This is a genomic window from Microcystis viridis FACHB-1342 (genome assembly GCF_014698335.1).
Classification (GTDB): domain Bacteria; phylum Cyanobacteriota; class Cyanobacteriia; order Cyanobacteriales; family Microcystaceae; genus Microcystis; species Microcystis ichthyoblabe_A.
In genome coordinates this window covers 1-23,839 of record NZ_JACJSV010000013.1, presented here as the reverse complement: position 1 = coordinate 23,839, position 23,839 = coordinate 1, and the positions used below count along the sequence as shown (strand labels likewise).

Below are 23,839 nucleotides of genomic sequence, written 5' to 3'. Positions count from 1 at the left end.
TACGAAATACTTGTTTTAACAATTGCTTGGCTCTCTTGTTTATCCTGTACTCAGGAAAACACCTTCTGTCCCTACCGTCCCAGTTTTCGTCCTGATTTAGGAGCATTCATAGTTGCGGCTAATAGGCATCATATAGAACAATTTGCCAACAAAACCGAAGAGAACCATTGGCATTTAGGATACCACGAAATTAGAGAGCCAGTTAAGTAGATTTAGCTCGTACAGGATAACTTGCCTCGCTTCGGCGATCGCTTCTTTCGCTTCGTGCCAAGCATCCAAACTAGAAGTGACCTCTCGCAAATAATCAACTCCTTTTTGATCCAAACTGGGCAGGCGTAAGAAACTTTTCGGTGGCAATAGTTTCTCTGCATCCGCTCCACCGTAATAAATAGGTAGACACCAAGCTAATAGCGGATCCCAGAGCTTTTCGCTGATATACCACCTACTCTGTGCGTAGTTTTCTATGGCCAGATTGTAGTAGTAGGGAGCTAGGACATTCCATTTATTTTGTACCGAGCCTCTCGAACCCGTCCAGTCCGGCAAACCTCGCCCATAAAAATCGAAAGGAAGTTCGTTATCTTTGATTAGCTGCATAAAGGACAAACGGTGGCGATGATTGGCTGTGCGGGTAGTTCCAGAGGTAATCCAAGAGCAGAGGCGAATTTTTTCCGGACAGGGCAAATCGGCCAGATCTCGAAAGCTGTTGCTTATGTGCCAGTCGGCAGGCATATAGTATGGTTGAGGCGCGTAATCATCCGGACCTGATACATAGCCACAATACTCGCTGGCGATGCGGTAATTTTCCAGATTGGTCGATAACACTTCTGGTAAGGGCGGTTCTCTTAAGAGATAGATAATGCGTTCCTTGGGAACTCTCCCCAAAATAGATGGAAGTGCCTGCTGTTGCTTTACTGGTTTTTTGAGCCAATTTTTCCAGCCGCCTTGCTCTTTCTTTGGTTCCGGAAAATCAAACTGATAAAGTAACAAGTAATCTGGCTCAGGAGCGTTAGCTTGCATGGAAATATTACCCCAAACTCCCATGGAATAAGGAGTTTGTTTCCATAGCCAATCTCCCTGATTTAAATTGGGATAGCTGCTGAGCATACCTACTATTTTTTCTGTCACAAATTAACCTCTTGTTATTAGTTAGAAAAAACTTTACGGGCTATTCTCTGTAATTTTTCCTTCATTCTTTTTCCTAAACTTTTAGGTTGATTGTACCAGACAGGACTGGATTTAAATTGAGGATAATTTTCAGGTTCGTAGAGATAGCGATAATATAAAAATAAACTGCGATAGGGAAAATCTATATTTTCTCCCTGGCAACATCTAGTAAAGAAACTGCTTGAAATCCCAATATAATGAAGGTAAATTAACCTATATCCTTTATCATACAATAAATTATCTTTTTCGACAAATTTGGGATCGGTAACGCAGTTACCTACTCTCTTTTCTGGAGGAGTATTCAAAGCATAATTGTATATAGAAGTACCTGTTCTCATCATCATGTAGTTTAGAAGAGGTTGATCCACTGCCATGGGATAGATAATCTCTGACTCTCCCGAACGCAATTGTTCCAGAATCCAATTTCTCTTTTCTTCCTCAAATAAGTTTTTTTTAGAAGCATAGATTCCTGAACAGAAAATCTCTTTTTTGATCCGTTCTTCGGAGAATATTTTCAGTAACTTTGGCGAACTAACTTCATAGACGTGCGAGGGATCTTTATACTGATAATCGTAGATAACACAATCATAATCGTCTAGCTTTTCCCAGAAATAGTCTATGGGAGACAAAAGTAAGGTATCCGCGTCCATATAGACAAATCGGTCAAAGGGGCCGTCAAAGGCACAGTAGCGACGATGGGTACCAAAACGATGATAGCCATTGCTTCCCGCTTGCTGCCACCTGATGCGGGCTGTAGGATGGGAATCCCAGGCTGCTTTGGCAAAATTATCCCACCTCTCCATCGACTCCCGCTCGCGATACAGTTCAACTTGGGGGCGTTGAGCGATTAACTTGGCAATTTCCTCGGTTTGGTCATCGTAGGGGTAGACACAAACTGGTAAGTCTTTTCCCCCATTCGCCTCAATGCTATTCAGCAGAGCCACTAGCTGATCGTAAACCCGATCGTTAGCCAAAGTACAGATTCCGTTGCTCATAAGTTTTTACTGCTCCCATCTAAAAGTATTTATATCACAGTTAACCGATTTAGAGACCGGCTCCGGCAAGACCTAGCAACGAATTAGGTTGAGATATTGCCTGTCCTTAGAGTCCTCGTGGCTTGAAAGGAGGGAACAGGAAAGGAACAAAATACTAACTTTATCCTTGGCGGTGAAATTGTTGTATCTTGACGGACTTGTAGCCCTGGCCACAATTTACTTGACCGTAAGCGTTGAGGATTTTCCTTTTCCCTGAGATTGACAAGAAAAGTTTCCCTGAGTAGAATAGCGGAAACTCGTTGATAAATCTTAACCCATGAAGACGCTTGGAAAAGTAGGTATATACTGTTTAGCTAATGATCAGGTTTTGGAATGGATGATTCCTTTCTTAGAAAGTCTCAGGGCCTATGAGCCTGAATGCCCTCTATATGTTATACCTTTTAATGATAATATATCCCAACTAAGTAAAATTTCTCAGAAATACAATTTCAATTTTTATCGCGATATAAACTTGGAGCTATTAGATGGAGTGGGAGCAAAAGTAAGGGGTATCGACGATATACATAATCACAGATTTCGTATTTTTTCCATCTTCTGGGGACCCCTAGAGCATTTTATCTTTCTAGATTCTGACATTATTGTTTTAGATAGCTTGCAAGAGCTGTTCCGAACCTATATCAACTCTGAATTAGAATTTATGTACTACTATAGGGGTATATTCGATCAGGTCTATAAAGAGGGGGAGTTTAGAGATAAAATGATCCGAGAGTATAGGGCAAATGGTTTCAACGCAGGCTCTTTTATATCTTCCCGGGGAGCTTTTAGCCTAGATGATATTCAAGAGTTGGCTGAACAAGCAGCCACAATCAGACAGCATTTTGCTGATAATTGTATTGTCCAGCCTTTTGTCAACTACTGTGTGGATATTAAGGGGCTGAAAACCCAAGCCATTACTGAGGCTATCCCAGATCTGGGCTCCGAGTGGGCAAAATTCAAGATAGAGTTTGCCGATAATACTCACAAGGTAAATGGGAAAAGAATACTATATACCCACTGGGCAGGCTTTGGTCACGGGCCAAATATGCCCAATCGCGATCTGTTTCTTAAGTACAGGCTGAAAAATTTATCTTGGCCCTGGCGCTGGCAATATGTGATCCGCGATCACCTGACCACAATTTTCCGCACTTGGAAAAGTAGGCTAAGTAAAAAACTCAAAGGTTTATTAGGCAAACCCGAGAATAAACCCCTATGAGTGCAAGATATGCTAGAGAACGATCCCATTTTTGAGCTCGGCAAAGTTTCCGTATTAATTCCCTGTTATCAGCATGGACACTTACTTGCTCAAGCAGTGGAATCTGTTTTGAGACAATCTTATCAAAACTATGAGATAATTATTGTCAATGATGGCTCCACCGACAACACCCATCAGGTAGCCCAAGAATATACCCAGAGATATCCCCAGCGGATTAAGTATTTATATCAAGAACAACAGGGGCAAGTAGCGGCCAGGAAAAACGGCAGCGCTTTGATCAGGGGCGAATTTCTAATCACTTTAGATGCCGATGATCTGCTCGCTCCGTCAATGATGGCCAAGTGTGTAGAAAGCTTAAGCAAAAACCCTGAAGCAGCCGCTGTGGCCTCTAACGTTTGGATGATGGCGGAAGATGGCCAGACTATACTAGGCCAGCTCGATCAAAGTGAAGTTCCTAGCTGGCCCAATATTCTGGAACACAATACTTGGGGGGGGATTGCGGGCATTATGATCCGCTCCCAGTCTCTGCAAAAAGTAGGCTGGTTCAATTTCGATGGTACTGCGGGGGGTGAAGACTGGGATATCTGGATTCGCTTCGCCAGATCCCGTCAGAAATTGCTGCATATACCTGATTTTTTAGCTCAATACCGTCAGAATTGTAGCTCTCATAGTCGGCAAGGACTCAGGGTCTTAAAAGGGATATTACAGGTTTTGGATTGCTTAACCAAGGAAGATCCGCGCCTGATTCAGCTAGAAAACGTCCATCCCCCCATTGATATTTCTTACTACAATCAACTCCGTAATCGAGCCGTTTTTTTTAACTATGGTGTCGCCTTAGCGGCGGCAGAAGGTGAGGAGACTCTCCAAGATATCTTGCAATACTTTGTGCCATCTGATTTAGATTTAGAAACTCTAGCAACTGCCTATATTAAGGGGCTCATTTTCGTCAGTCGAGTGCAAGGAAACCCTAACATTTTTTGTCCAGATTTTCAAGATGATGCCTTAGGCAATGCGCTAAGTTACCTAGAAAATAAAATCTCTGAAGATACGGCCAAGTTGTTGAGGATTAAGATAGCAGAAAATTTAATCACGCAAATTCAAAGATCTACCAAAAATTCTAATCTATTCAAGAGTAAAATAAAAACTATCCTGATTAAAATTAAGCAAAAGTTATCAGCTCTGGCAAACCTAAATAAGACGTAAACAACTCCTCTGCCGATTCCTAAAGAGAGGGTATAAGAACTGACTTCAGGCTAAGGAAAACCCCTATAGATCAAATATTTTCTGACTTAATACCCACTGCTTGTAAATCTCTATTGTAGTCCGTCTTTAATCCTCCCCCTAAAAACAGCCTAACTTTCTCAGAAATCCTTGTCCACTTTACCGCTAAAGTAACCAAGACCACCTTGATCCGATCGCTTTGGTTGGGAATTCTGGCATCTTTGTAGATAGCCAGAAGATCGTTCAGGTTAGGCCAATCTCGCCAAATATCACCGATTAAGCCCCGGAAACGGTTTAAATTAGACCGATGGGGGTAACTGATTAAATTGATCTGATGCAATCCCCCCATGACCCTTATGGTTCTAGACCTTAAGGAAGGCCAAGTTTTGCGAGCAGGATGTTTGACTAGGGCTTTTGGGGCATAAACTACTTGATAACCTGCGCTACTAACTCGCCGTCCCCATTCTAAATCTCCTCCCGAGGGAAGAGAGAGATTGAAAAATCCTACGGTTTCAAAAATCTGTTTAAAAGTAAAAATATTAGCAGTTGCGCCAAATTTCATCTTCGTAACTAATTCTTCTTGGGGTAAAGCTGTAATCATCTCAAAAAGCTCAACCGCGTTGGCTTTGCCTTCGATTTCGGGAAAAACCTCAATATGACCTGCAACCAAACCACAATTAGGAGTATTGACCAAATCCTCTACCCCCTCTCTCAGCCAGTGGGCATCGGGAAGGCAGTCAGCATCAGTAAAAGCAATGATTTCACCCCGGCATTCCCTAATCCCCGTGTTGCGGGCAGCAAATTGCGTGGGGATGGTTTCTACCAGATAAGAGGCTCGAGGAAATCGAGCCACGCAATCTTTAATGCTATCATCGGGCCCGTTATCGACAACAACGATCTCCCAATCGTCCGTAGGATACATTTGTCGCTCAAGAGCTTCTAGGCAAGTTTTCAGACCCTCTACATCATTAAAAACAGGAATAATAATTGAGACAAAGGGGAAAGTCATAAAATACTTAGAGATCAATCGTCCCAGTTGGGCATCTTCTAAAAAATTACCTCACAAATCCCAGTCTTGTCAACTAACTCTATAAGACTAGGAACTGGGGTGGGGTTTAAACTGCCAAAAGGGGTAAAAAAGCTGTGAAGATGTTATAATAAGCCCCGTCCCGTATCTAAATGGTTAGAGGCAAGATTAATGGCATCTCCTACTTGTTCGCTTTGGTTTTTTGTAGCGCGGACTGACTTACCATTTATGATGCTTACTATCCCCCATATAGTTAAGATGTGTAATTTTCCCTTTCAAGAAAAAGTGTTAGCCATAGACACGGCTGCTTTAAGTGGGGAAAAAGTTGATCGTCCTGGTATTGGTACGATGGAAGACTTACGCCAATGTGCACAAACTTTGCTGCACAAGGGTGTGGTTGACCGGATTGTAGATTTTAATTACGATTCCAGGTATCAAGAACGATTATATCTAAAACATTTCGGCAGTGCCATAAAACCTACTCATAACTATAAAGGCTATCCGATCCTTGGCTCGATTTTTAAGATAGAAGAATGTCAGAGTGACTATCTGCTGCATTTTGATAGCGATATGATGATGTACCAAGAGCCAGGCTACAAATGGATTGCTGAAGGAATTGATCTGATGGAAGCAAATCCTCGGATTATGTTTGTCCGTCCTATGACAGGACCGCCCACCTCTGATGGTAAGTTTTTTGAATCAGATACGGGCAAATTAAATCCTCAAGGTTTTTATGAATTTAAATATTTTGGAAGTCGCCTATATTTGCTCAAATGTAACCGGTTTGATGAGTTATTACCCCTGCCTATCATCTGGTATAATGAATATCGGCAGCAGTTTGTAAAAAATTGGTCAGAAGGGATGAAAACAGCCCTAAATATCTGGACTGGAAAGGGAAAATTAGATTCTTGGGAAATTATGGTTTCTGAGAAGCTCAAACAGACGGATTATCTGAGGATTAACCTCACCAACCCTAGAGCTTGGAGTCTACACCCGAAAGAGAGAAGCCCTGCTTTCATCGCAGCTTTACCATCAATTATTGCTAGGATAGAAAGGGGCGATTTTCCAGCCAAACAAGCGGGATTTTATGATTTAATTTTTGACCTGTGGGTTTAGCTCTGAATCATCCCAAGGCTATCAGAACATTAAATTGCGGTTCTTCGGTTTGTCTGATGCAATGTACAGGGTTATAAGGAATGAAACTCTTATAGAGAAAGGCATTTAGCGATTTTTGTCAATTGTTTTTTATCTAGAGGGAACTAATCAATTAAGTCTCTTGCCATATAAGGATTTAGTCGATTTATGCCCCCCTATCGAACCATAACAAGTAACGAAGAGCCGAATAATTTGACGTGCTGTCACCCATTTTACCTTAGCTGACAATAAGTACCTAAGCAAAATTAATTACACACATCTAACCCCCCCTTGCCTTTTGCCTTTTGCCTTTCTTCACTAGGAAATTTATTTTGCACGACTACTTAATTATAAATTTTTATTTCCCTTGAATTCCCTATTCTAAAAACAGAACTATCTTCCTGAATTAACCCCGTTCGTTCTCAGCCAATCCCTTTGATTGCTTGAGTATTTATAATTAATTTGTCCCACCAGTTGTTTTTTTTGTGATCGCCTGTCCCTGAAAAATAGTCACTTTCTACTATATTTTGCCTTCCAAAATCGGGGTTAATGCTCTATTTATTTCAAAATGAGAATTGCTGGATATTCAGCCAATTCTACTTATCCTGACTTCCCACACCCCACACCCTAGGAAAAACTTTTTGCCGCAAACCCTAGATACAGATTTTGGGCGGTGGATTGGTTGTGATAGAAATATAAATATCGATCGCTTGCTATCAATCTTGATGAAAAGACGATATTTTCTGGCTTTTATCGGCTCAATTGTCCTTAGTTGCTTATTATCTCTAGGAATAAACCTTTTTTCATCTACTATCGCCACCGCGCAAACCCAGACAATTCTAGTTTCCGCCGCCGCTAGTCTCAAAGAGGCCCTAGAAGAAATCAAGCCGGGGTTTGAAAAAGCCCATAGTAACATTAAAGTTAATTATAACTTCGGTGCGTCGGGAGCTTTGCAACAGCAAATTACACAAGGTGCGCCGGCCGATGTTTTCCTCTCGGCTGCCACTAAGCAAATGGACGCTTTAGCAAAAGCTGGTTTAATCGATACAACTACCAGAAGAAACCTGCTCACTAATCGCCTAGTTTTAATCGTTCCCAAGAATTCCGCCCTAAAAATCAGCGATTTTCCTTCCCTGACTAACAGTAATATCCAAAGAATTGCCGTGGGTGAACCGCGCAGCGTTCCCGTCGGTCAGTACAGTGAAGAAGTTCTGAAAAATCTCGGCATTTTAGAGCAAATAAGACCAAAATTGGTCTTTTCCAACTCCGTCCGTCATGTTCTCGCCGCCGTAGAGACTGGTAACGCCGATGCTGGCATTGTTTACATCACCGATGCTAAAATTTCCGACCAAGTAAAAGTAGTGGCTACGGCTGCCAATAATCTCCATTCTCCGATTATTTATCCCATAGCTGTGATTAAAGCCAGCAAAAACCCGCAAGCTGCCAAGACTTTCGCCCAATATCTCACCAGGACAGCCGCTAAAAACATTTTTGAAAAATTCGGCTTCGGAATAGCCAGATAAACAATGCCAGACTTTTCCCCCCTATGGATATCCCTGAAAACCGCCACCATTGCCCTGATAATCATCTTTTTTCTCGGTATTGCCGCCGCTTATTGGATGTTAGGCTATCGTGGACGGTGGAAATCCCTAATCGAGGCAGTTTTCGTCGCGCCCCTAATCTTGCCCCCGACGGTGCTAGGCTTCATTTTACTGCTCCTATTCGGCAAAAACGGACCATTAGGACAGTTATTAGACTTATTCAATTTTCGCATCGTTTTTACTTGGTATGCCGCCGTTATCACCGCGACGGTGGTAGCTTTTCCCCTGATGTACAAAACCACCCTCGGCGCTTTTGAACAGGTGGATGCCAGTCTTTTACAGGTTGCCCGCACCCTAGGGGCATCGGAAGGGAAAATATTCTGGCGCCTACTTTTGCCCCTCTCCTTCCCCGGGGTATTAGCAGGATTAACCCTAGCTTTTGCCCGCGCTTTGGGGGAATTTGGGGCGACTTTGATGTTAGCCGGTAATATTCCGGGGCAAACTCAAACTATCCCGATGGCGATTTTCTTCGCTGTGGAAGCAGGAGAGATGACCGAGGCTTGGATATGGGTATTTATTATCATATTAATCTCCCTATCGGGTATTATCGCCGTTAATCTCTGGCAAAGTCAACGTAAACAGCAATTAGGACGACTGGGAGAAAGCAAACCTAACGAGATGGAGGACTGGCTGCCACCCTGGGAGGGTCGCGATTTTGCCCTTTTAGCAGCTGAAAATCAGCATTATAGGGATAAAATAGGCTTATTTGTCGATATAGAGAAATGTTTACCCGGTTTTAACCTCTCAGTCACTTTTAACTGCCAAAATCAGCCATTAGGACTATTAGGGGCTTCGGGTTCGGGAAAAAGCCTGATTTTGCGATCGCTGGCTGGGGTAGAAACGCCCTCAAGGGGCCGTATTGTCTTAAATGGTCGCATTCTCTTCGATTCGGAAAAGGGAATTAATCTCCCCAGTCGTCAGCGTCGCATCGGTTTTGTGGTGCAGAATTATGCTCTTTTTCCCCATCTCACCGTGGCAGAAAATATCGCTTTTAGTCTCCCGAAAAACTTATCTAAAAAAGTTATTAAACAGCAGATTGCCAACCAATTAGAATTAGTGCAGTTACCCGGCATGGAAAACCGTTATCCCCATCAATTATCGGGGGGACAACAGCAACGGGTCGCCATCGCTCGCGCTTTAGCTAGTCGTCCGGAAGCTTTATTATTAGATGAGCCTTTTTCTGCCCTTGATACCCATCTACGCGCTCAATTAGAACGTCAGATGATCAAAACTTTAAGTAATTACGATGGCGTGACAATTTTTGTTACCCATAATATGGATGAAGCCTATCGAATATGTGAGAATTTATTAGTTATGGAAAAAGGGCGGGCAATTGCTAATAATTCTAAACAGAAAATTTTTGAGCGACCAGATAGCGTTAGTTTGGCAAAAATTACTGGCTGTAAAAATTTTTCCCGTGCTATTATCATCAATAATCAACAATTGGAGGCCATTGATTGGGATGTTAAATTACACACCATCCCCGGAATTCCCGACTATTTAGCCTATACGGGAATTCGCGCCCATCAAATTATTTTTGGTCGAGATTTAGGCGATATTAATACTTTTCCCTGTTGGTTAGCTAATGCCATTGAAGGACCCCATCGGGTGACTCTCTATCTGAAACTTAATCAACCCTCCAACCACGACAGAGATTTTCATATCCAAGCAGAGTTATATAAGGATAAATGGTTAGAAATTAAGGAGCAAGCTTTGCCTTGGACTGTTACTTTATCTCCCCAGCGTTTATTGTTATTAAAATAAACAGAGATTTTGATGCTAAGTTGTCAAACACCCCCCTTATCAAGGGGGGCAGGGGGGATCGGCACCCCCTTATTAAGGCGGGATTAAGGGGGGATCGGCACAAGGGGGGATCAAGGCTGGATCGAACCCAAAATCTATCTTCAATAGAGTTCTAATATAATTAGAAGAGGTTGATCAAAGGGGGTTTATGGACGATAAAACCGCAAAGCTGGAAGCATCGGAATCTGAGGAGAAAAAAGAATCAGATTTTGACCAGGAAAAGGAACAGGCTCAAGTTTGGACGGGAAAAATCACTGCTTTTGTTGCCCATCAACTCCGAACCTCCGCTCCTTCCCTTCCAATTATCGGGGGTAGCATTACAGGCGGCTTAACTTGGCTTAGTCAACATGACACGGTTAAGGCGATTATTGTCGGGGGAGTCACCTTTATCGTCACGGGCTTTTTTACCTACGGATCAGCCTGGAGTAAAGCGTTTTTAGAAGTGGCAAGAACCAAAGGTAAAAATCATGGTAAAGGTACAGCTTTAAGCTTTTTTGTTTGGCTAGACAAAGGACTGGAAAAAATACGTTGGCAATTAGCTAATCCTGACGGGAAATATTTAATTAAATTACGGGATTCAGATTGTCGTTATGATGATATTGAAGGGATTGAAGATACAATCTTTGGTTTTTCTACTCCGGAACTAGAAGAAATTTTTATTAATTTGGATCTGAGTCAATTAGAACTGCGCTCAGAAGAAGAGTCTAAAGGTACGGGGGATGATATTTGGGATTTGTTGCGACGGGCTAAAAAGAGGACAAATTTACGGTTGTTAATTCTGGCTCCTGGTGGACGAGGAAAAACGACTTTATTGCGTCATTTAGCCTATAACTACGCTCTAAAACAACCGAAACAAAATGCACCTTTTTTAATTCCTGTCTTTTTACGTTTACGGAGATGGCAGGAAGTGATTACCACCACAGAAGGATTGGATTTACCGACCTTAATTGAGCGACATCTTAAACAAGATATTTCTCAAGAATTAGATTTACCTCAGAACTGGGCTAAAAGTCATTTAACCCGTCAGCGAATGTTAGTGATGTTTGATGGTTTTGATGAAGTTAAACCCGAATATGCCGAAAAAGTCAGTCAATGGATTGGCAAACAGTGGCAAGATTTTCGCCAAAACTATTTTATTTTAACCTCTCGTCCCAAAGGCTATCAAGCGTTTAGCTCTGAGCATAAACCTCGGCAAAAGGTGTTTATTAATGAATTTACCGATAAAAATATTCAGGATTTTGTGTATAAATGGTATTTCTGGCAAGAGCAGGAAACCAGAGTTAGCAGAAGTTTAAAAGCTAAACAAGAAGCTGCCGACAATAAAGCAAAGGATTTAATTAATCAGTTATTTGCTCTCGATGATTCCGGGGAAAGTTCTACTCTATTAGCCTTGGCGAGAAATCCCTTAAATCTGAATATGATAGTACAGTTACATCGGGCAAACTTTGGCTCGGGACAAAAATTACCTCAGCAACGAGTGGATTTATTTCGCCGAATTTTTGATCTGCAATTGATCACTCGCCCTCAAGCTAGGGGCATTGATATGATTTTAGATAACAATGAGGAAAATCATCGTCAACTGGTATTGCAACAGTTAGCCCTGAAAATGGGAAATACAACCACGATTGAATATTCGGAATTACTGAGTTCTATACAAAATTTTATTCAGGAATTGGGTTATCCTGAAAGCACTTCGGCTAAGGATTTTGTAGAGCGGTTAATTCATGTGAGCGAGTTAATTTTGAAAAAGGATGAATACTATGAGTTTGCCCATAATCTTTTTCAGTCCTATTTAATTGCTTTGGAGATTAAACGGTTAAAGCAAGAAAATTTACTCAAGGAAAATTGGCAGCAAAATCTCTGGTACGAGGCTTGCATTATGTATGCAACTTTATTGATTAATCCGACTGATTTTATTGTCTATTTTTATAATCAATCTAATCCTAAAGCTCAGGGATTAGCGGAGCGATGTTATTGGGAATTACCTGTTAAAAAACGTCGCAGATTGGAACTTTTAGAACAAAAACGACAGACTTCTCTCTTTACTCAACTAGAAACCTATCTGAAAAATGGGCAATGGCGCGAAGCCGATGAGGAAACGATGCGGTTAATGTTGTTAATTGCTAAAAGGGAAGATGAAGGCTGGCTAGATGAAGAAAGTGCTGAAAACTTTCCCTGTGAGGAATTACGCACCATTGACAAGCTCTGGGTAGATAATAGCGGCAGCAAATTTGGCTTTTCTGTGCAGAAAAAAGTCTGGCTGGATTGCGGTGGTGTCCTAGGGAAATACGATTATGATGTGTATAAAAAATTCGCTGACGAGGTGGGTTGGCGCGGGGACGGACAATGGTTGATCTATGATGAGCTAACTTTTTTATTAGAGGATAGTCAACACGCACACCTACCCTTGAAGAGGGATAAAGATGGGTTTGTGAGGTGGTATATTTCTTTTCTCGCGCAGAGACTTGTAACCTGTAATATATCACAGACTTATACATCTTAAACCAGTAAAAAGCCCCCCTTATCAAGGGGGGTTGGGGGGATCAAATTAAACCAGTAAAAAGCCCCCCTTATCAAGGGGGGTTGGGGGGATCAAATTCAACCAATAAAAAGCCCCCCTTATCAAGGGGGGTTGGGGGGATCAAACCTCAAAACTGCCCGCCAAAATTCCCCTGCTAACAGCAAAACTTATCAACAATAACACCTGATTTTTTAATAAAAAAACGCAATCGCTTTAAGTTTCATCCCCCCGCCTACGACTCCTTGATAAGGGATATTATAGCGGTTCTCACCCCTGTGTGGCACAGTTAAACCTTTGCTGATTAAGCTTTTCAACATTAATAATGTACCTCGTGCGAACAGAAAACGCTATATATGCTAAACTTATTAGTTGAAAAATAATCTTTCTTTTTTTAATAAATAAAACTGCAATCACGTTAAGTTTGATCCCCCCAACCCCCCTTGATAAGGGGGGCTAAGTACGGTAACATGACTAACCAGAAAGTAAGCTTATGGAATTAACCAATCATCATCATCTACCCTACAATCCCAAACTCGTAGAACTAGCCAAAGAACTCCGTAAAAATATGACCAAAGCTGAAAGAAAACTTTGGTATGAATACTTAAACAATTTTCAATATAGAGTTCATCGCCAAAGACCGATTAATCAATTTATTGTTGACTTTTATTGCCCCGAATTAAAATTAGTGATTGAAATTGATGGTGATAGTCATAATAGGGAAGATGCTCAGACCTATGACTTAGAAAGAACCCAAATTTTATCAGGTTATGGATTAACAGTAATCCGCTTTACTAATCAAGAAGTTTTGAGTAATTTTGAGGGAGTTTGTGGAGTAATTGGAAGTTTGATCCCCCCAACCCCCCTTGATAAGGGGGGCTTTGATCCTTCTTGATAAGGGGCTTTGATCCTTCTTGATAAGGGGCTTTGATCCCCCCAACCCCCCTTGATAAGGGGGGCTTTGATCCTTCTTGATAAGGGGCTTTGATCCTTCTTGATAAGGGGCTTTGATCCTTCTTGATCAGGGGCTTTGATCCTTCTTGATAAGGGGCTTTGATCCTTCTTGATCAGGGGCTTTGATCCCCCCAACCCCCCTTGATAAGGGGGGCTTTGATCCTTCTTGATAAGGGGCTTTGATTCTCCCAACCCCAGCTGCCGCAAATACGGCGCTGAGAATGTCAGGTCTTACTCCACTCGATTAAAGCGCTAGTCAATCCTTCTAGGGTATATTCTCGCGCCTCGATATCAACACGACCAAATAACTCTTGACAGGTTTTTGAAGTTTGCGGACCGATAGAAGCCAGACAAACTTTTTCTAATAGGGAATTAACCGATAATTGTACCGTTTCTTGCAGCAATAACTGATAAAAATTCTGGACGGTTTTGGAACTAGCAAAGGTGACTATATCGACTTTCCCCTCTCGAAACGCTTCCCAGATGCCACTATCCATGCGTGCGGGACATCCGGAATAATATGCGGCCACTTCCGTCACCTGACCAGCTTTGGCCGTTAACTCCTTAACTAATATCTCTCTCCCTCCCGTTTCCACGCGAGGAAAGAGGAATTTTTGCCCCTTAATCGGGTCGGGAAACTCGTTTACCAAAGCATCGGCGACAAAATCCCCCGGGATAAAATCCGCTTTTAATCCCCGTGAGTGCAAAACTTGGCTGGTTTTTTTGCCCACCACGGCGATTTTTACAGTCGCTAAAGCCCTAGCATCTTTTCCCCAAAATGTCAAGCGATCGAAGAAAAAATTAACAGCATTGGCAGAAGTTAAAATCAGCCAATCAAACTCTTTTAACTGAGCGATGGCATCGTCTAAACCTTGCCAACGGTCGGGGGGACGAATCTCTAAAGCGGGCATTTCCAGGACTTCTGCGCCTTGATTTTGCAAAATTTCGCTAAATTGACTCGTTTGCTCGGCTGCACGGGTAATAACAATAGTTTTACCGCCTAGGGGTGGGGGAGAGGACATAATCGCCAGATCCACAACTTGACCAATGACCATAATAGAGGGTGAGAGGGACACTCCGGCGGTTTGAGCGAGAATATTTTCTAAAGTGCCGCGCCAAATTTGTTGATCCTTGCGTCCCGCCTGACGGATAATAGCGATCGAGTCGTCAATATTCCGCCCATTTTGGTATAGTTTCTCGATAATTTGCCCTAAGGACTGACCGGCCATCAATAGCACAAGTGTATCAATTTTAGCTAAAGCTGACCAATCGAGAGACTCGGGATCGTGAGCGCTCAAGACCGCAAAACAGCGACTAATATCCTTTTCGGTCAGGGGAATTCCGGCCAATAAAGGAGCGGCTAAAGCGGAGGAAATACCGGTTATCAGTTCAAAATCACAGCCTGCCTGCTTTAGGGCCAACATTTCAGGATATACTCGCCCAAAAACCCCTGGATCACCACTTTTAAGCCGAATAACTCGTTTTCCCTCTTGACAATAATTAACCAGTATCCGATTAATCTGATTCTGCTCGGCCCCGGGTTGTCCCCCCCGTTTGCCCACATCGACTAAAACACAGGTTTTCGGCACTAGGGAGAAGATTTGACTATCCACTAGGGCATCGTACAGCAAAACCTCGGCCGTGGCTAAAATTGCTCGCGCTTGCAGGGTGAGAAAACTACTCTGACCGATTCCCGCACCGAGAAGATAAACTTTACCCCGGGGATGGACGACTGCTGACATAATCGCAAATTTGGGTTTAATCTTGAATTTAGCACTGGAGAAGAAACAAATTACTAACGCAACCAGGGCAGCAGTAAAGTGACGAAATAATATACTAGGGGAGCGGTGAAGACATAACTATCAGTGCGATCAAGGATACCACCGTGACCGGGGATTAACTGGCCGGAATCCTTGACCCCAGCATCGCGTTTCATCATCGATTCGGTTAAATCGCCCAATAAACTGACAATACCAATTAATAAGCCCAAAAATAAGCCCGTCAGCTGCCAATAGGGCCAATCTAAATACCAAGCACCCAAATCGGCCACCGCTATACTGCCTAAAATGCCAAAAAAGGAACCTTCCACGGTTTTTTTGGGACTAATCAGCGATAAACTGGTTTTCCCTAACCATTTTCCCATGATATAAGCTCCGATATCGGCGGCCCAAATGCAACCGAAGGCCAGAAAAGTCACCGTCAAAGCGGCCGGGAATAATTTCGGTTCCATCCACGATTCCGGCCAATATCCCATCAGGGGTAAGTTACTGGCCATAGCCACGGGACCACTTTCAGGAGAAAAACCGACCCGTAAACGAATCCAATAACTAGGTAAGTAACCACCATAAAACAGACCGAGAATTGAGGTGGAAATGTCGGCAATTGTCGCCATTTTTGGCTGAAAGAGCAGATAAAAACAAATTAACGCTCCGGCCAGGGGAAACATGGCATCGGTGAGGGGGGCTGCCATAGTTGCCGTCAGTAGTAATAATTGGGAAACTACGAGAGTGGTTTTAGCGGCCGGTTCAATGCCTTTAGCGCGAACTAAGCGAAAATACTCTAATTGTCCCAAAAAGACGATAACACCGATGCCGAGGGTGAAATACCAACCCCCAACGATAATAATTCCCAGTGCGAAGGCAATAGCAAAAATAGCGCTGACAATGCGTGGCCAAGGCATGGTTAATCCAGAGAAATTAGGCGGCATTGTCATAATTATATAGATTAAGAAAACTTTATGGAAGGTTATCCCCAATTAAAGTTTATCGCCGCTCAGGATAAACATGGGATCAACGGCGGCAAAAACTTGGTGAATACCCCTAGTTTCTAGGCGATTTACTGCCGCTTGGACAATCTCGATATTACGGGCCTGTAAATTAGAAAAACCTTCGGAAAATTGATAGAGGGTTTCTAAATTATTGGCCGTAGCCACGATGCGGCCGTTGGGTTTCAGGTATTGCCACACTTCTTGCAGAACCGATTTAATCGGTTTGCCGCCCTCGATACAGACGCGATCGGGTGCTAGGGATATATTGGGCAGACAATCGGGGGCGCTGCCTTCAAAAACCGTAACATTTTTTACCCCGAAGCGATCGCAATTACGGCGGATTAAACTGGCCACTTCTTCATCCCTTTCAATAGCAATAATCGGACTATTGGGGCATAATAAGCCAATTTCAACGGGAATAGTGCCGGTTCCTGCTCCTATATCCCAGAAAACCCCCCCATCACCTAACCTCAAAGCGGAAATCATCAATAATCTCACCTCGCGTTTACTCAGGGGAATCCCGGGTAAACGTTCAAACAATTCATCGGGAATACCGGGGGTTTTATATAACCAAGTCATGGGGGATCAATTATTGAGAAGCTTCACTACCAAGCATTATTATATAAGTTTGTCAAATTTTCTTTATTAAGTAAACAGGGACTTTTATAGGCATAAAACCCTGATTATAGCTCTAACAAGCTATTGTCTGTCATTAAGCTAAGACGTATTTTAACCCCCCGATCCTTAGATTAGGTCAATCTCTCCCAATCCCTTTACTGTTGCAACACTGCCACAGTGCCTCATCTCAACAAACAATTTAAATACGCGGGCAGCTGATCTTAATGATGAGATAGGAAGTTTTTGTTTTGGCGGGTCAGTCCTCGGTCGTTAACACCAAATTAGGTTACACTTCATCTTTATGGGAAAGGCTGTCATGATCCTTTTTCTTAAGCATAGATTGTCCTAATCAATTTCTTTTGGTATTGTCTATCAAATGTTACTAAATACTCTGGCTATTCAACCTTCCTAGCATCTGTCAGCCAAAAACTATAGACTAACTCCTGTTTTATCAACGATAACTCTAAGTAGCTGGTTATAATTAAATTAAAAATGGATTTTAAGTTCGATCCCCCCTGCCCCCTTTGATAATGGGGGTGCCGATCCCCCCTTAATCCCCCCTTAATAAGGGGGGCATCTGAAAGTTTTTAATACCTATCTAGTTATCATGTCTAATATCTATCGTCTTGCCCAGGGCCATTTAAACCTATTGGAAACCTGTCCACCGAGATTTCAAAAAGTCTATCTAGAGCAACTTAACACACCGGCTGACCCCGGGCAATTGGAGAGGCAAGAATGGGGCAGTCAGTTTCACCTATTATTACAGCAGCGGGAATTAGGGCTGCCAATCACGTCCCTATTACGCGAAAATGAACAGTTAGAACATTGTTTAACAGCCCTATTAAAGGCCGCCCCGGCAATTGCCCAAAATCCGGGAGAAGCTAATCGAGAAGCGGAACATTGTCGCAGTTTAACTGTGGGTAATTATTTATTAACGGTTATCTATGATTTAATTTTACTAGAGAGCGATCGAGCGGTAATTTTTGACTGGAAAACCTACTTAAAACCTATCGATGCCGACAAACTAGCCAAAAATTGGCAGACGAGACTTTATCTGTATGTGTTGGCAGAAACTTCTGCTTATCCTCCTGATAGTTTATCGATGACCTATTGGTTTGTGCAGTTACCCCGCAACCCCGAACAAATTACTTTTAACTATAACCAGAAACTACACCAACGGACAGGACGGGATTTACGCCGTTTATTGAAGGATCTCGATCGCTATCTATCAGCATACCAAAATGATTTAGTCGATTTTCCCCATCGTCCCGATTGTCAGCTTCATTGTCCCTATTATCTTACACAAGAGCGATCGGGTCAAATAGACTTACCCTCGATCGAGGATATCCCTGAAATCAATCCTTTTGTCTAAATCACTGATAACTGATCACTGATAACTGACAATTCCCCTTCTCCGCCTGGTTAACCATGATCGATAATAACAAAAGACAGATCGATCGCTTGCGCTCATGACCGGCAACCACTACCAAACCTTAGAAATCAGCCATAAATCGACCCCTGACGAGATTAAACGGGCCTATCGGCGTTTAGCCAGACAATTCCATCCCGATAGTCAAAACGATAGTGCCAGTCACGATAAAATCGTCGCTATTAACGCCGCCTACGAGATCCTAAGCGATCCGAGACTAAGAAAGGACTACGATAACCAACTAATCGCCAATTCTCCCGAAAAACGCGCCCAACGCACCGCCACCGCCCAGGCAAATTACCATCGTTACAAAGAAGCAGTCCAGGAAGACGAAGCCCTGGTCAAACAGTGGTATAACCAGACCTATAGCCCGATTAATCGCCTGATCGGTCAAATTATCCGACCCCTCAAAGGTCAGATCGATCACCTATCCGCCGATCCCTTCGATGATCAGTTAATGGCTGTTTTTCAAGACTATCTAGAAACCTGTCGCCAAAATCTCGATCGAGCCAAAACCCTCTTTTCCCAACGGCCCAACCCTGCCAAAATGGCCAAAGTGGCCGCCTCTGTGTACTACTGTCTCAATCATCTCACTGACGGACTAGAAGAATTAGAAACCTTTGCCCTTAACTACGATGATCGCTCTCTCCACACCGGTCAAGAGATGTTTCGCATGGCCCAGCGTTTACAGGTAGAAGCTAAACAGATAGCCAGTCAGTGCCAAAATTAAATCTCTAGCCATGGGCAAAAAAAAAGACGAAAATAGATCAAGACCAGATTTACCCAATCCCTAGCTTAACCCCGATGAGAGACAAACAATCAGAAATTACCAATATATCCACCCCTAGAGATTCTGATCTTTATTCCTTGCCTCCAGCCGTCCAACGGGCTGCTAATATCCTTTTACGTCAGGGAAGAATCGGTTTTTGGACGCAGATTGTCCTAGGCGTAATTTCAGGGGTTTTATTGCTCATTGCTACCGCTAGTTTATTAGGGACGAGACAACGCACTTCCGGTATTGAAATCGGTGTTTTATGTGCCATTGGTGGGGCTTGTTTCTTGGTGGTTGCCATTTTCTTTTCTTCTCGTTACATGAAAATCGCCCGTCAAATGTTGGGGGGTGATCAAGATAGTCGCCCGAAAAAATCCGATACTATTCAATTAATCCGTCAGGGTTTAATCGCTAATATTATCGGGATGTTTTTAACAATTTTGGGAGCGCAAGCCTTGGCGGGAATCGTCTTAATTAAATCCCTCAATGTTCCTCAAGGCACTTTTAATGTTGCCTCTAACCCCAGTCAATTTGTTAATTCCGTTGACCTGTTAATTGTGCAGGCTAATACTAATACAATTCTCGCGCACTTTACTGGTATTGTTACCTCTTTGTGGCTTCTTAATCGTATTACTTCTAAATAAATATGACCATGCAACGCACCCGTTTAAGTACGCTGGCTAATGTCACCAGCAGTCGATTTAATAGCTTTTTTGGTAATCCTTGGCGGCGGATTTCCCTCCAGATAATTTGTGTTTTATTTGGAGTTTTTTCTGGGCAAGCAATTGTCACTACTGCTGGACAAACTGCTCAATGGGATGTCACCGCTGCCGGTTTATTACTGCTGTTTACGGAGGCGACTAGCCGGATTGTTTATCGAAAAAGTTCCCAGGCTAAACCAGCACCGATTCTGCGAGAATCTTTCAATTTACTAAAAATTGGTATCACCTATAGTTTATTTCTAGAAGCCTTTAAAATTGGCTCTTAAATCCCCAATTGAAAAATAAAACGCACGACTACTTAAGAGTTGACAGAGAAAGTCTCATCAGGTTTTGTCGGATTAATACAACAACAACTAACATAGAACCAAGAAACTTACTCTACCAACTTGGTCAAGAGGGAAATTTATTGACTATAAACTACAGAATAAAGGCGGTAACTGCGCCTAGGGAGTCGAGGTAGTTCACTATGTTTCAAAATAGCTCCAGTGAAGTTAGTATTCTCCCCATGGACGAACATAATCAAAAATTAGTTAATTATGTTCATCCTGCCGATTGGCTCAATCCCCAACCCCAAGATTGTTATGATTTAGTTGTCATTGGTGGGGGTACTGCGGGTTTAGTCGTAGCGGCGGGGGCGGCGGGTTTAGAGATAGGTTTAAAAGTGGCTTTAGTGGAAAAACACTTAATGGGGGGAGATTGCCTCAATTTCGGTTGTGTTCCTTCTAAATGTTTGATTCGTTCCTCTAGAATTATCGGGGAAATTGAGAAAGCCAAAAAATTGGGAATTGATATTGGAGATACTAGAGTAGATTTTGCCAGAGTAATGACCAGAATGCGGCAAATTCGCGCCGATATTAGCCATAATGATTCGGTGCAACGTTTCCAAAAACTAGGTATCGATGTCTTCTTGGGTAGCGCTCGTTTTTTAGGACAAAATGCTGTGGAAGTGACGGGAAAAACCCTCGCTTATAAAAAAGCTGTCATTGCCACTGGTGCTAGGGCTTTTCATCCCGATATCCCCGGACTAAAAGAAGCGGGATTTTATACCAATGAAACAATTTTTTCCCTCACAGAATTACCTCCTCGATTAGCTGTTATCGGTGGCGGGCCGATTGGTTGTGAATTAGCTCAAGCTTTTCAACGGTTAGGCGCACAGGTGATTTTATTTCATAATTATTCCCATCTTTTGAATAAAGAAGACCCAGAAGCAGCCGAAATTATTGAGAATACTTTCCTGCGGGAAGGAATGCAATTAATTCTCTCTTGCCAAATTGAACGGGTGACAAAAAATGAGCAGGGTAAAACCATTGAATATACTAGCAACGGCCAAGGAGCAACTATCACCGTTGATGAGATTTTAGTCGCTGCCGGCCGGGAGCCTAATGTGTCAGGATTAAATTTAGAAGCGGTGGCCGTGGAATACGATACTCGTCGGGGAGTCAAAGTTAATGATTATCTGCAAACTACTAACCCGAAAATTTATGCGGCCGGTGATATCTGTATGGATTGGAAATTTACCCATGCTGCCGATGCAGCCGCCCGTATTGTGATTAAAAATACTCTCTTTTCTCCCTTCGGTTTCGGACGCGATAAGCTCAGTAATTTAGTTATGCCTTGGGTCACTTATACCGACCCAGAAATTGCTCGTGTGGGTATGGATGAAACCCAAGCACAGACCCGGGGATTGGTCACTAATACTATTAAAATTCCTTTGAGTATAGTCGATCGAGCTATCGCTGATGGCGAAACAGCAGGTTTTTTAAAAATTATTCACAAACAAGGTTCCGACCAAATTTTAGGAGCCACTATCGTCGCCTCCCACGCCGGTGAGATGATTTCCGAAATTACCACCGCTATGGTTGCCAAAATCGGATTGAGTAAACTGTCTATGGTTATTCATCCCTATCCCACCCAAGCGGAAGCGATTAAAAAGGCCGCCGATGCCTATCGTCGAACTCTCTTGACTCCTAATAGTAAAAAACTCTTGGAATTGTTGACTAAATTATCCCGTTAAAATCAGTTATTGCCACCAGAGAACTGCGGCAGAACTTTGAACAATTCTGGCGGGAAGCTGCCGCACAGTTGGGGAACGCCCAATCCCTCACCGAACGGAGGCCGGGGAAATGGCAAGAGTACCAGTTGGAGAAATACCAACCCCTGACGTAGCTCTGCCCTTTTTAGAATACAAGTAAACGGTGAAAACCTTCTTGCTCAAAATGGCGATCGGTGGTTAATGCTTCATTAATATTGAACTGACGCATCAATAAAAAGCTAACTGCATCACACAAGGAATAAGTCTTATCTTGCCGTGCCATCAATAGTTTGACCGCAGCACGATGTAAAGGCTCTTCTATCCAAACTGTCTCGATATCTGGATTTTCTAGCAAATCGGTGATAAATTCTAGGGTAGCTAAACGCGGGTAACGCCGAACTTGAGCTAGAGCAACTAACTCTGCTAAAACGTAACTGTGGGTGATGCTTTTACCTGCACTATCTAACAATTGGACAGCTTCTTCATGTCCTGGTTGATCACGATAGACATAGCAAAGTAACCCAGAATTATCGAGGAGTATCACCGATTTCATGTCTCCTCATGAGTATCTCCATACTCTCTCCCTAAGTCAGCATCAATGCTTTCATTATCTGCTCCTGTCGGATAGCCGCTAATTGAGCCAGCGTGCGCTCGAAAGCGTTGACGTGCTGCTTCTTTTTCCGCTTCCGTGCGTTGGTCTTTATTTTTGTTCAAGCGATACTGTCGCTCTAGGGAAGTTGTTACTAATTCTGACAGGTCGATACCTAATATTTTAGCTTGCTGTTGCAGGACGGCATAAACTTCATCGCTCAATTCTAGGGTTAAGACTTGACTCATTTGGCTGTACCTTCATTGTGGCTATTGATTAGATTAATTTCTTTTTTAACTCTTTGACCATTATAACCTCGGACATCAGCTTGTCTCTTCACAGTAGCACTGTAGGGTGGGTTAGCGACAGCGTAACCCACCGAATATTAGGAAATTGATGGTGCGTTACATTAACATTAACGCACCCTACGAAAGCTTATAAGTCATCTTCCGATAATCGAGCTATTTTCATAATTGATTTTAAAGTTCCAATTTTTAAGTCCTGATTGCGGTGTACAGGAATAGATAGAATTTTATCTTCATCCTCCTTTTCATAAATATGGTGACTACTGGTAATTTTTTTGAGTATCCAACCTTTTTTTTCGACAATTTTACAGAGTTTTTTCCTTGATATTGATTTCATACAGCAATTTCAATCACTTCTGACCTAGATTCAGGTTGTTTGCTTTCATTGGCAACTTCTAACCAGCCTTGTATGGCATCTTGGAGGTTATCGACAACTTCGTCCATACTATCTCCTTCTGTTATACAACCGGGCAGAGCGGGAACTTCAGCCCAGTAACCGCCTTCTTCGGCTGGATGAATAATAGCTTTGATTTTCATCAGGTTCAGAATTTTTGAAAACTTATCTCTTATTTTAATTTGACATCCTCACCGCCGTAAACGGACGGTGATTCCCAAACCTCACGATTTAGGTTTCTGCTTCTTTCCCGAAGGATTTTTCGCACCTGCCTTAACAGATTTACTCTGTTCTGGTCTTATGGTCGCTCTACAGACTGACACCGCAAGCCCTGCGGCCAAAATATTTTTACTGGCGTTAATATCTCGGTCATGGTGAGTCCCACAGTCTGGACAATCCCATTCTCGAACATTTAACGGCATTTTCTCAGCAATATGCCCACAATTACTACACCTTTTAGAGCTAGGAAACCATCTATCTATTTCGATGTAATTTCTGCCGTACCAACGGCATTTATAGGCTAATTGTCGAGTGATTTCTCC

23 protein-coding genes are annotated in these 23,839 nt (G+C 42.7%); 12 read left to right on the top strand and 11 right to left on the bottom strand.

Annotated features, from left to right (window positions below):
* Positions 1-174 precede the first annotated feature (174 nt).
* Together H6G40_RS06690 and H6G40_RS06685 are read right to left on the bottom strand one after the other, a co-directional pair.
* Positions 175-1,125, bottom strand: a complete 951-nt coding sequence (locus tag H6G40_RS06690) for a glycosyltransferase family 10 domain-containing protein (protein ID WP_069474046.1) — start codon at positions 1,123-1,125, stop codon at positions 175-177.
* Positions 1,126-1,142: 17 nt separating this feature from the next.
* On the bottom strand, positions 1,143-2,159 hold the full coding sequence (locus H6G40_RS06685; RefSeq protein WP_002734110.1) for an Npun_R2821/Npun_R2822 family protein: 1,017 nt from the start codon (positions 2,157-2,159) through the stop codon (positions 1,143-1,145).
* A 316-nt stretch (positions 2,160-2,475) separates the two neighbouring features.
* Here H6G40_RS06685 and H6G40_RS06680 point away from each other — a divergent pair, with 316 nt between their 5' ends.
* Complete coding sequence (locus H6G40_RS06680) at positions 2,476-3,411, top strand: glycosyltransferase (RefSeq protein ID WP_002733992.1); 936 nt, start codon at positions 2,476-2,478, stop codon at positions 3,409-3,411.
* 9 nt (positions 3,412-3,420) lie between these two features.
* Complete coding sequence (locus tag H6G40_RS06675) at positions 3,421-4,614, top strand: glycosyltransferase family 2 protein (RefSeq protein WP_069474110.1); 1,194 nt, start codon at positions 3,421-3,423, stop codon at positions 4,612-4,614.
* Positions 4,615-4,684: 70 nt separating this feature from the next.
* Here H6G40_RS06675 and H6G40_RS06670 read toward each other — a convergent pair whose 3' ends face one another.
* On the bottom strand, positions 4,685-5,641 hold the full coding sequence (locus tag H6G40_RS06670; RefSeq protein ID WP_123230889.1) for a glycosyltransferase family 2 protein: 957 nt from the start codon (positions 5,639-5,641) through the stop codon (positions 4,685-4,687).
* A 189-nt stretch (positions 5,642-5,830) separates the two neighbouring features.
* Between H6G40_RS06670 and H6G40_RS06665 the strand changes: the two genes are divergently transcribed.
* The 5 genes from H6G40_RS06665 (at position 5,831) to H6G40_RS06645 (ending at position 13,610) form a co-directional block, all read left to right on the top strand.
* On the top strand, positions 5,831-6,775 hold the full coding sequence (locus H6G40_RS06665) for a hypothetical protein (RefSeq protein WP_190537445.1): 945 nt from the start codon (positions 5,831-5,833) through the stop codon (positions 6,773-6,775).
* Positions 6,776-7,518: 743 nt separating this feature from the next.
* Positions 7,519-8,316, top strand: coding sequence for a molybdate ABC transporter substrate-binding protein (modA, locus tag H6G40_RS06660; protein WP_002731822.1), 798 nt, complete (start codon positions 7,519-7,521; stop codon positions 8,314-8,316).
* A gap of 3 nt (positions 8,317-8,319) precedes the next feature.
* Positions 8,320-10,158, top strand: a complete 1,839-nt coding sequence (modB, locus tag H6G40_RS06655) for a molybdate ABC transporter permease subunit (protein WP_002731653.1) — start codon at positions 8,320-8,322, stop codon at positions 10,156-10,158.
* Positions 10,159-10,345: 187 nt separating this feature from the next.
* A complete protein-coding gene (locus tag H6G40_RS06650) occupies positions 10,346-12,700 on the top strand; it encodes a GUN4 domain-containing protein (RefSeq protein ID WP_190537443.1) in 2,355 nt (784 codons plus the stop codon).
* A gap of 508 nt (positions 12,701-13,208) precedes the next feature.
* Positions 13,209-13,610, top strand: a complete 402-nt coding sequence (locus H6G40_RS06645) for an endonuclease domain-containing protein (RefSeq protein WP_069474050.1) — start codon at positions 13,209-13,211, stop codon at positions 13,608-13,610.
* 283 nt (positions 13,611-13,893) lie between these two features.
* Here the strand turns inward: H6G40_RS06645 and cobA are convergent, their stop codons facing one another.
* Genes cobA through cbiT form a run of 3 tightly spaced genes read right to left on the bottom strand, consistent with a single transcriptional unit; the run spans position 13,894 to position 17,015 of the window.
* Positions 13,894-15,411, bottom strand: coding sequence for a uroporphyrinogen-III C-methyltransferase (gene cobA / locus H6G40_RS06640; RefSeq protein WP_069474051.1), 1,518 nt, complete (start codon positions 15,409-15,411; stop codon positions 13,894-13,896).
* Between the two features lie 53 nt (positions 15,412-15,464).
* Positions 15,465-16,382, bottom strand: coding sequence for a phosphatidate cytidylyltransferase (locus H6G40_RS06635; RefSeq protein WP_043997242.1), 918 nt, complete (start codon positions 16,380-16,382; stop codon positions 15,465-15,467).
* A gap of 42 nt (positions 16,383-16,424) precedes the next feature.
* On the bottom strand, positions 16,425-17,015 hold the full coding sequence (cbiT, locus tag H6G40_RS06630) for a precorrin-6Y C5,15-methyltransferase subunit CbiT (RefSeq protein WP_002732225.1): 591 nt from the start codon (positions 17,013-17,015) through the stop codon (positions 16,425-16,427).
* 646 nt (positions 17,016-17,661) lie between these two features.
* Here cbiT and H6G40_RS06625 point away from each other — a divergent pair.
* The 5 genes from H6G40_RS06625 to H6G40_RS06605 all read left to right on the top strand — a co-directional run bounded on the left by H6G40_RS06625 (position 17,662) and on the right by H6G40_RS06605 (position 21,991).
* Positions 17,662-18,426, top strand: coding sequence for a PD-(D/E)XK nuclease family protein (locus H6G40_RS06625; RefSeq protein WP_069474052.1), 765 nt, complete (start codon positions 17,662-17,664; stop codon positions 18,424-18,426).
* Between the two features lie 97 nt (positions 18,427-18,523).
* Complete coding sequence (locus H6G40_RS06620) at positions 18,524-19,213, top strand: J domain-containing protein (RefSeq protein WP_002774939.1); 690 nt, start codon at positions 18,524-18,526, stop codon at positions 19,211-19,213.
* Between the two features lie 74 nt (positions 19,214-19,287).
* Positions 19,288-19,899 carry a DUF3611 family protein gene (locus H6G40_RS06615; RefSeq protein WP_002733490.1) on the top strand — a complete coding sequence of 204 codons (612 nt, stop codon included), beginning with the start codon at positions 19,288-19,290 and terminating at the stop codon, positions 19,897-19,899.
* Between the two features lie 2 nt (positions 19,900-19,901).
* The gene (locus H6G40_RS06610) at positions 19,902-20,243 is read left to right on the top strand and encodes a DUF565 domain-containing protein (RefSeq protein ID WP_002753579.1); all 342 of its coding nucleotides are present in this window, start codon (positions 19,902-19,904) and stop codon (positions 20,241-20,243) included.
* Positions 20,244-20,443: 200 nt separating this feature from the next.
* Positions 20,444-21,991, top strand: a complete 1,548-nt coding sequence (locus H6G40_RS06605) for a mercuric reductase (protein ID WP_190537440.1) — start codon at positions 20,444-20,446, stop codon at positions 21,989-21,991.
* A gap of 163 nt (positions 21,992-22,154) precedes the next feature.
* On the opposite strand, the gene H6G40_RS06600 is transcribed toward H6G40_RS06605, so the two are convergent.
* From H6G40_RS06600 to H6G40_RS06580, 5 genes are all read right to left on the bottom strand, one after another.
* Positions 22,155-22,553, bottom strand: coding sequence for a type II toxin-antitoxin system VapC family toxin (locus H6G40_RS06600; protein ID WP_288035564.1), 399 nt, complete (start codon positions 22,551-22,553; stop codon positions 22,155-22,157).
* A gap of 5 nt (positions 22,554-22,558) precedes the next feature.
* Positions 22,559-22,846 (bottom strand): hypothetical protein, encoded by a 288-nt coding sequence (locus H6G40_RS06595; protein ID WP_190537436.1) that lies wholly within the window; start codon positions 22,844-22,846, stop codon positions 22,559-22,561.
* Between the two features lie 187 nt (positions 22,847-23,033).
* Positions 23,034-23,240: a type II toxin-antitoxin system HicA family toxin gene (locus H6G40_RS06590; RefSeq protein ID WP_002731781.1), complete on the bottom strand. Its 207-nt coding sequence runs from the start codon at positions 23,238-23,240 to the stop codon at positions 23,034-23,036.
* On the bottom strand, positions 23,237-23,440 hold the full coding sequence (locus H6G40_RS06585) for a type II toxin-antitoxin system HicB family antitoxin (protein ID WP_002734086.1): 204 nt from the start codon (positions 23,438-23,440) through the stop codon (positions 23,237-23,239). The genes H6G40_RS06590 and H6G40_RS06585 overlap by 4 nt, the downstream gene beginning before the upstream one ends.
* An 81-nt stretch (positions 23,441-23,521) precedes the next feature.
* Positions 23,522-23,839 (bottom strand): RNA-guided endonuclease InsQ/TnpB family protein (locus tag H6G40_RS06580; RefSeq protein WP_190537435.1); only part of this gene is annotated, 318 nt, incomplete at its 5' end.

Bases quoted from the DNA above. Each gene is read 5' to 3' on its own strand.
- H6G40_RS06665 (WP_190537445.1), top strand. From the start codon at position 5,831: ATGGCATCTCCTACTTGTTCGCTTTGGTTTTTTGTAGCGCGGACTGAC.
- H6G40_RS06620 (WP_002774939.1), top strand. From the start codon at position 18,524: ATGACCGGCAACCACTACCAAACCTTAGAAATCAGCCATAAATCGACC.
- H6G40_RS06675 (WP_069474110.1), top strand. From the start codon at position 3,421: ATGCTAGAGAACGATCCCATTTTTGAGCTCGGCAAAGTTTCCGTATTA.
- H6G40_RS06610 (WP_002753579.1), top strand. From the start codon at position 19,902: ATGACCATGCAACGCACCCGTTTAAGTACGCTGGCTAATGTCACCAGC.
- modB (WP_002731653.1), top strand. From the start codon at position 8,320: ATGCCAGACTTTTCCCCCCTATGGATATCCCTGAAAACCGCCACCATT.
- H6G40_RS06645 (WP_069474050.1), top strand. From the start codon at position 13,209: ATGGAATTAACCAATCATCATCATCTACCCTACAATCCCAAACTCGTA.
- H6G40_RS06635 (WP_043997242.1), bottom strand. From the start codon at position 16,382: ATGACAATGCCGCCTAATTTCTCTGGATTAACCATGCCTTGGCCACGC.
- H6G40_RS06680 (WP_002733992.1), top strand. From the start codon at position 2,476: ATGAAGACGCTTGGAAAAGTAGGTATATACTGTTTAGCTAATGATCAG.
- modA (WP_002731822.1), top strand. From the start codon at position 7,519: ATGAAAAGACGATATTTTCTGGCTTTTATCGGCTCAATTGTCCTTAGT.
- H6G40_RS06585 (WP_002734086.1), bottom strand. From the start codon at position 23,440: ATGAAAATCAAAGCTATTATTCATCCAGCCGAAGAAGGCGGTTACTGG.
- H6G40_RS06605 (WP_190537440.1), top strand. From the start codon at position 20,444: ATGTTTCAAAATAGCTCCAGTGAAGTTAGTATTCTCCCCATGGACGAA.
- H6G40_RS06670 (WP_123230889.1), bottom strand. From the start codon at position 5,641: ATGACTTTCCCCTTTGTCTCAATTATTATTCCTGTTTTTAATGATGTA.
- cobA (WP_069474051.1), bottom strand. From the start codon at position 15,411: ATGTCAGCAGTCGTCCATCCCCGGGGTAAAGTTTATCTTCTCGGTGCG.
- H6G40_RS06595 (WP_190537436.1), bottom strand. From the start codon at position 22,846: ATGAGTCAAGTCTTAACCCTAGAATTGAGCGATGAAGTTTATGCCGTC.
- H6G40_RS06685 (WP_002734110.1), bottom strand. From the start codon at position 2,159: ATGAGCAACGGAATCTGTACTTTGGCTAACGATCGGGTTTACGATCAG.
- H6G40_RS06650 (WP_190537443.1), top strand. From the start codon at position 10,346: ATGGACGATAAAACCGCAAAGCTGGAAGCATCGGAATCTGAGGAGAAA.
- H6G40_RS06590 (WP_002731781.1), bottom strand. From the start codon at position 23,240: ATGAAATCAATATCAAGGAAAAAACTCTGTAAAATTGTCGAAAAAAAA.
- cbiT (WP_002732225.1), bottom strand. From the start codon at position 17,015: ATGACTTGGTTATATAAAACCCCCGGTATTCCCGATGAATTGTTTGAA.
- H6G40_RS06625 (WP_069474052.1), top strand. From the start codon at position 17,662: ATGTCTAATATCTATCGTCTTGCCCAGGGCCATTTAAACCTATTGGAA.
- H6G40_RS06615 (WP_002733490.1), top strand. From the start codon at position 19,288: ATGAGAGACAAACAATCAGAAATTACCAATATATCCACCCCTAGAGAT.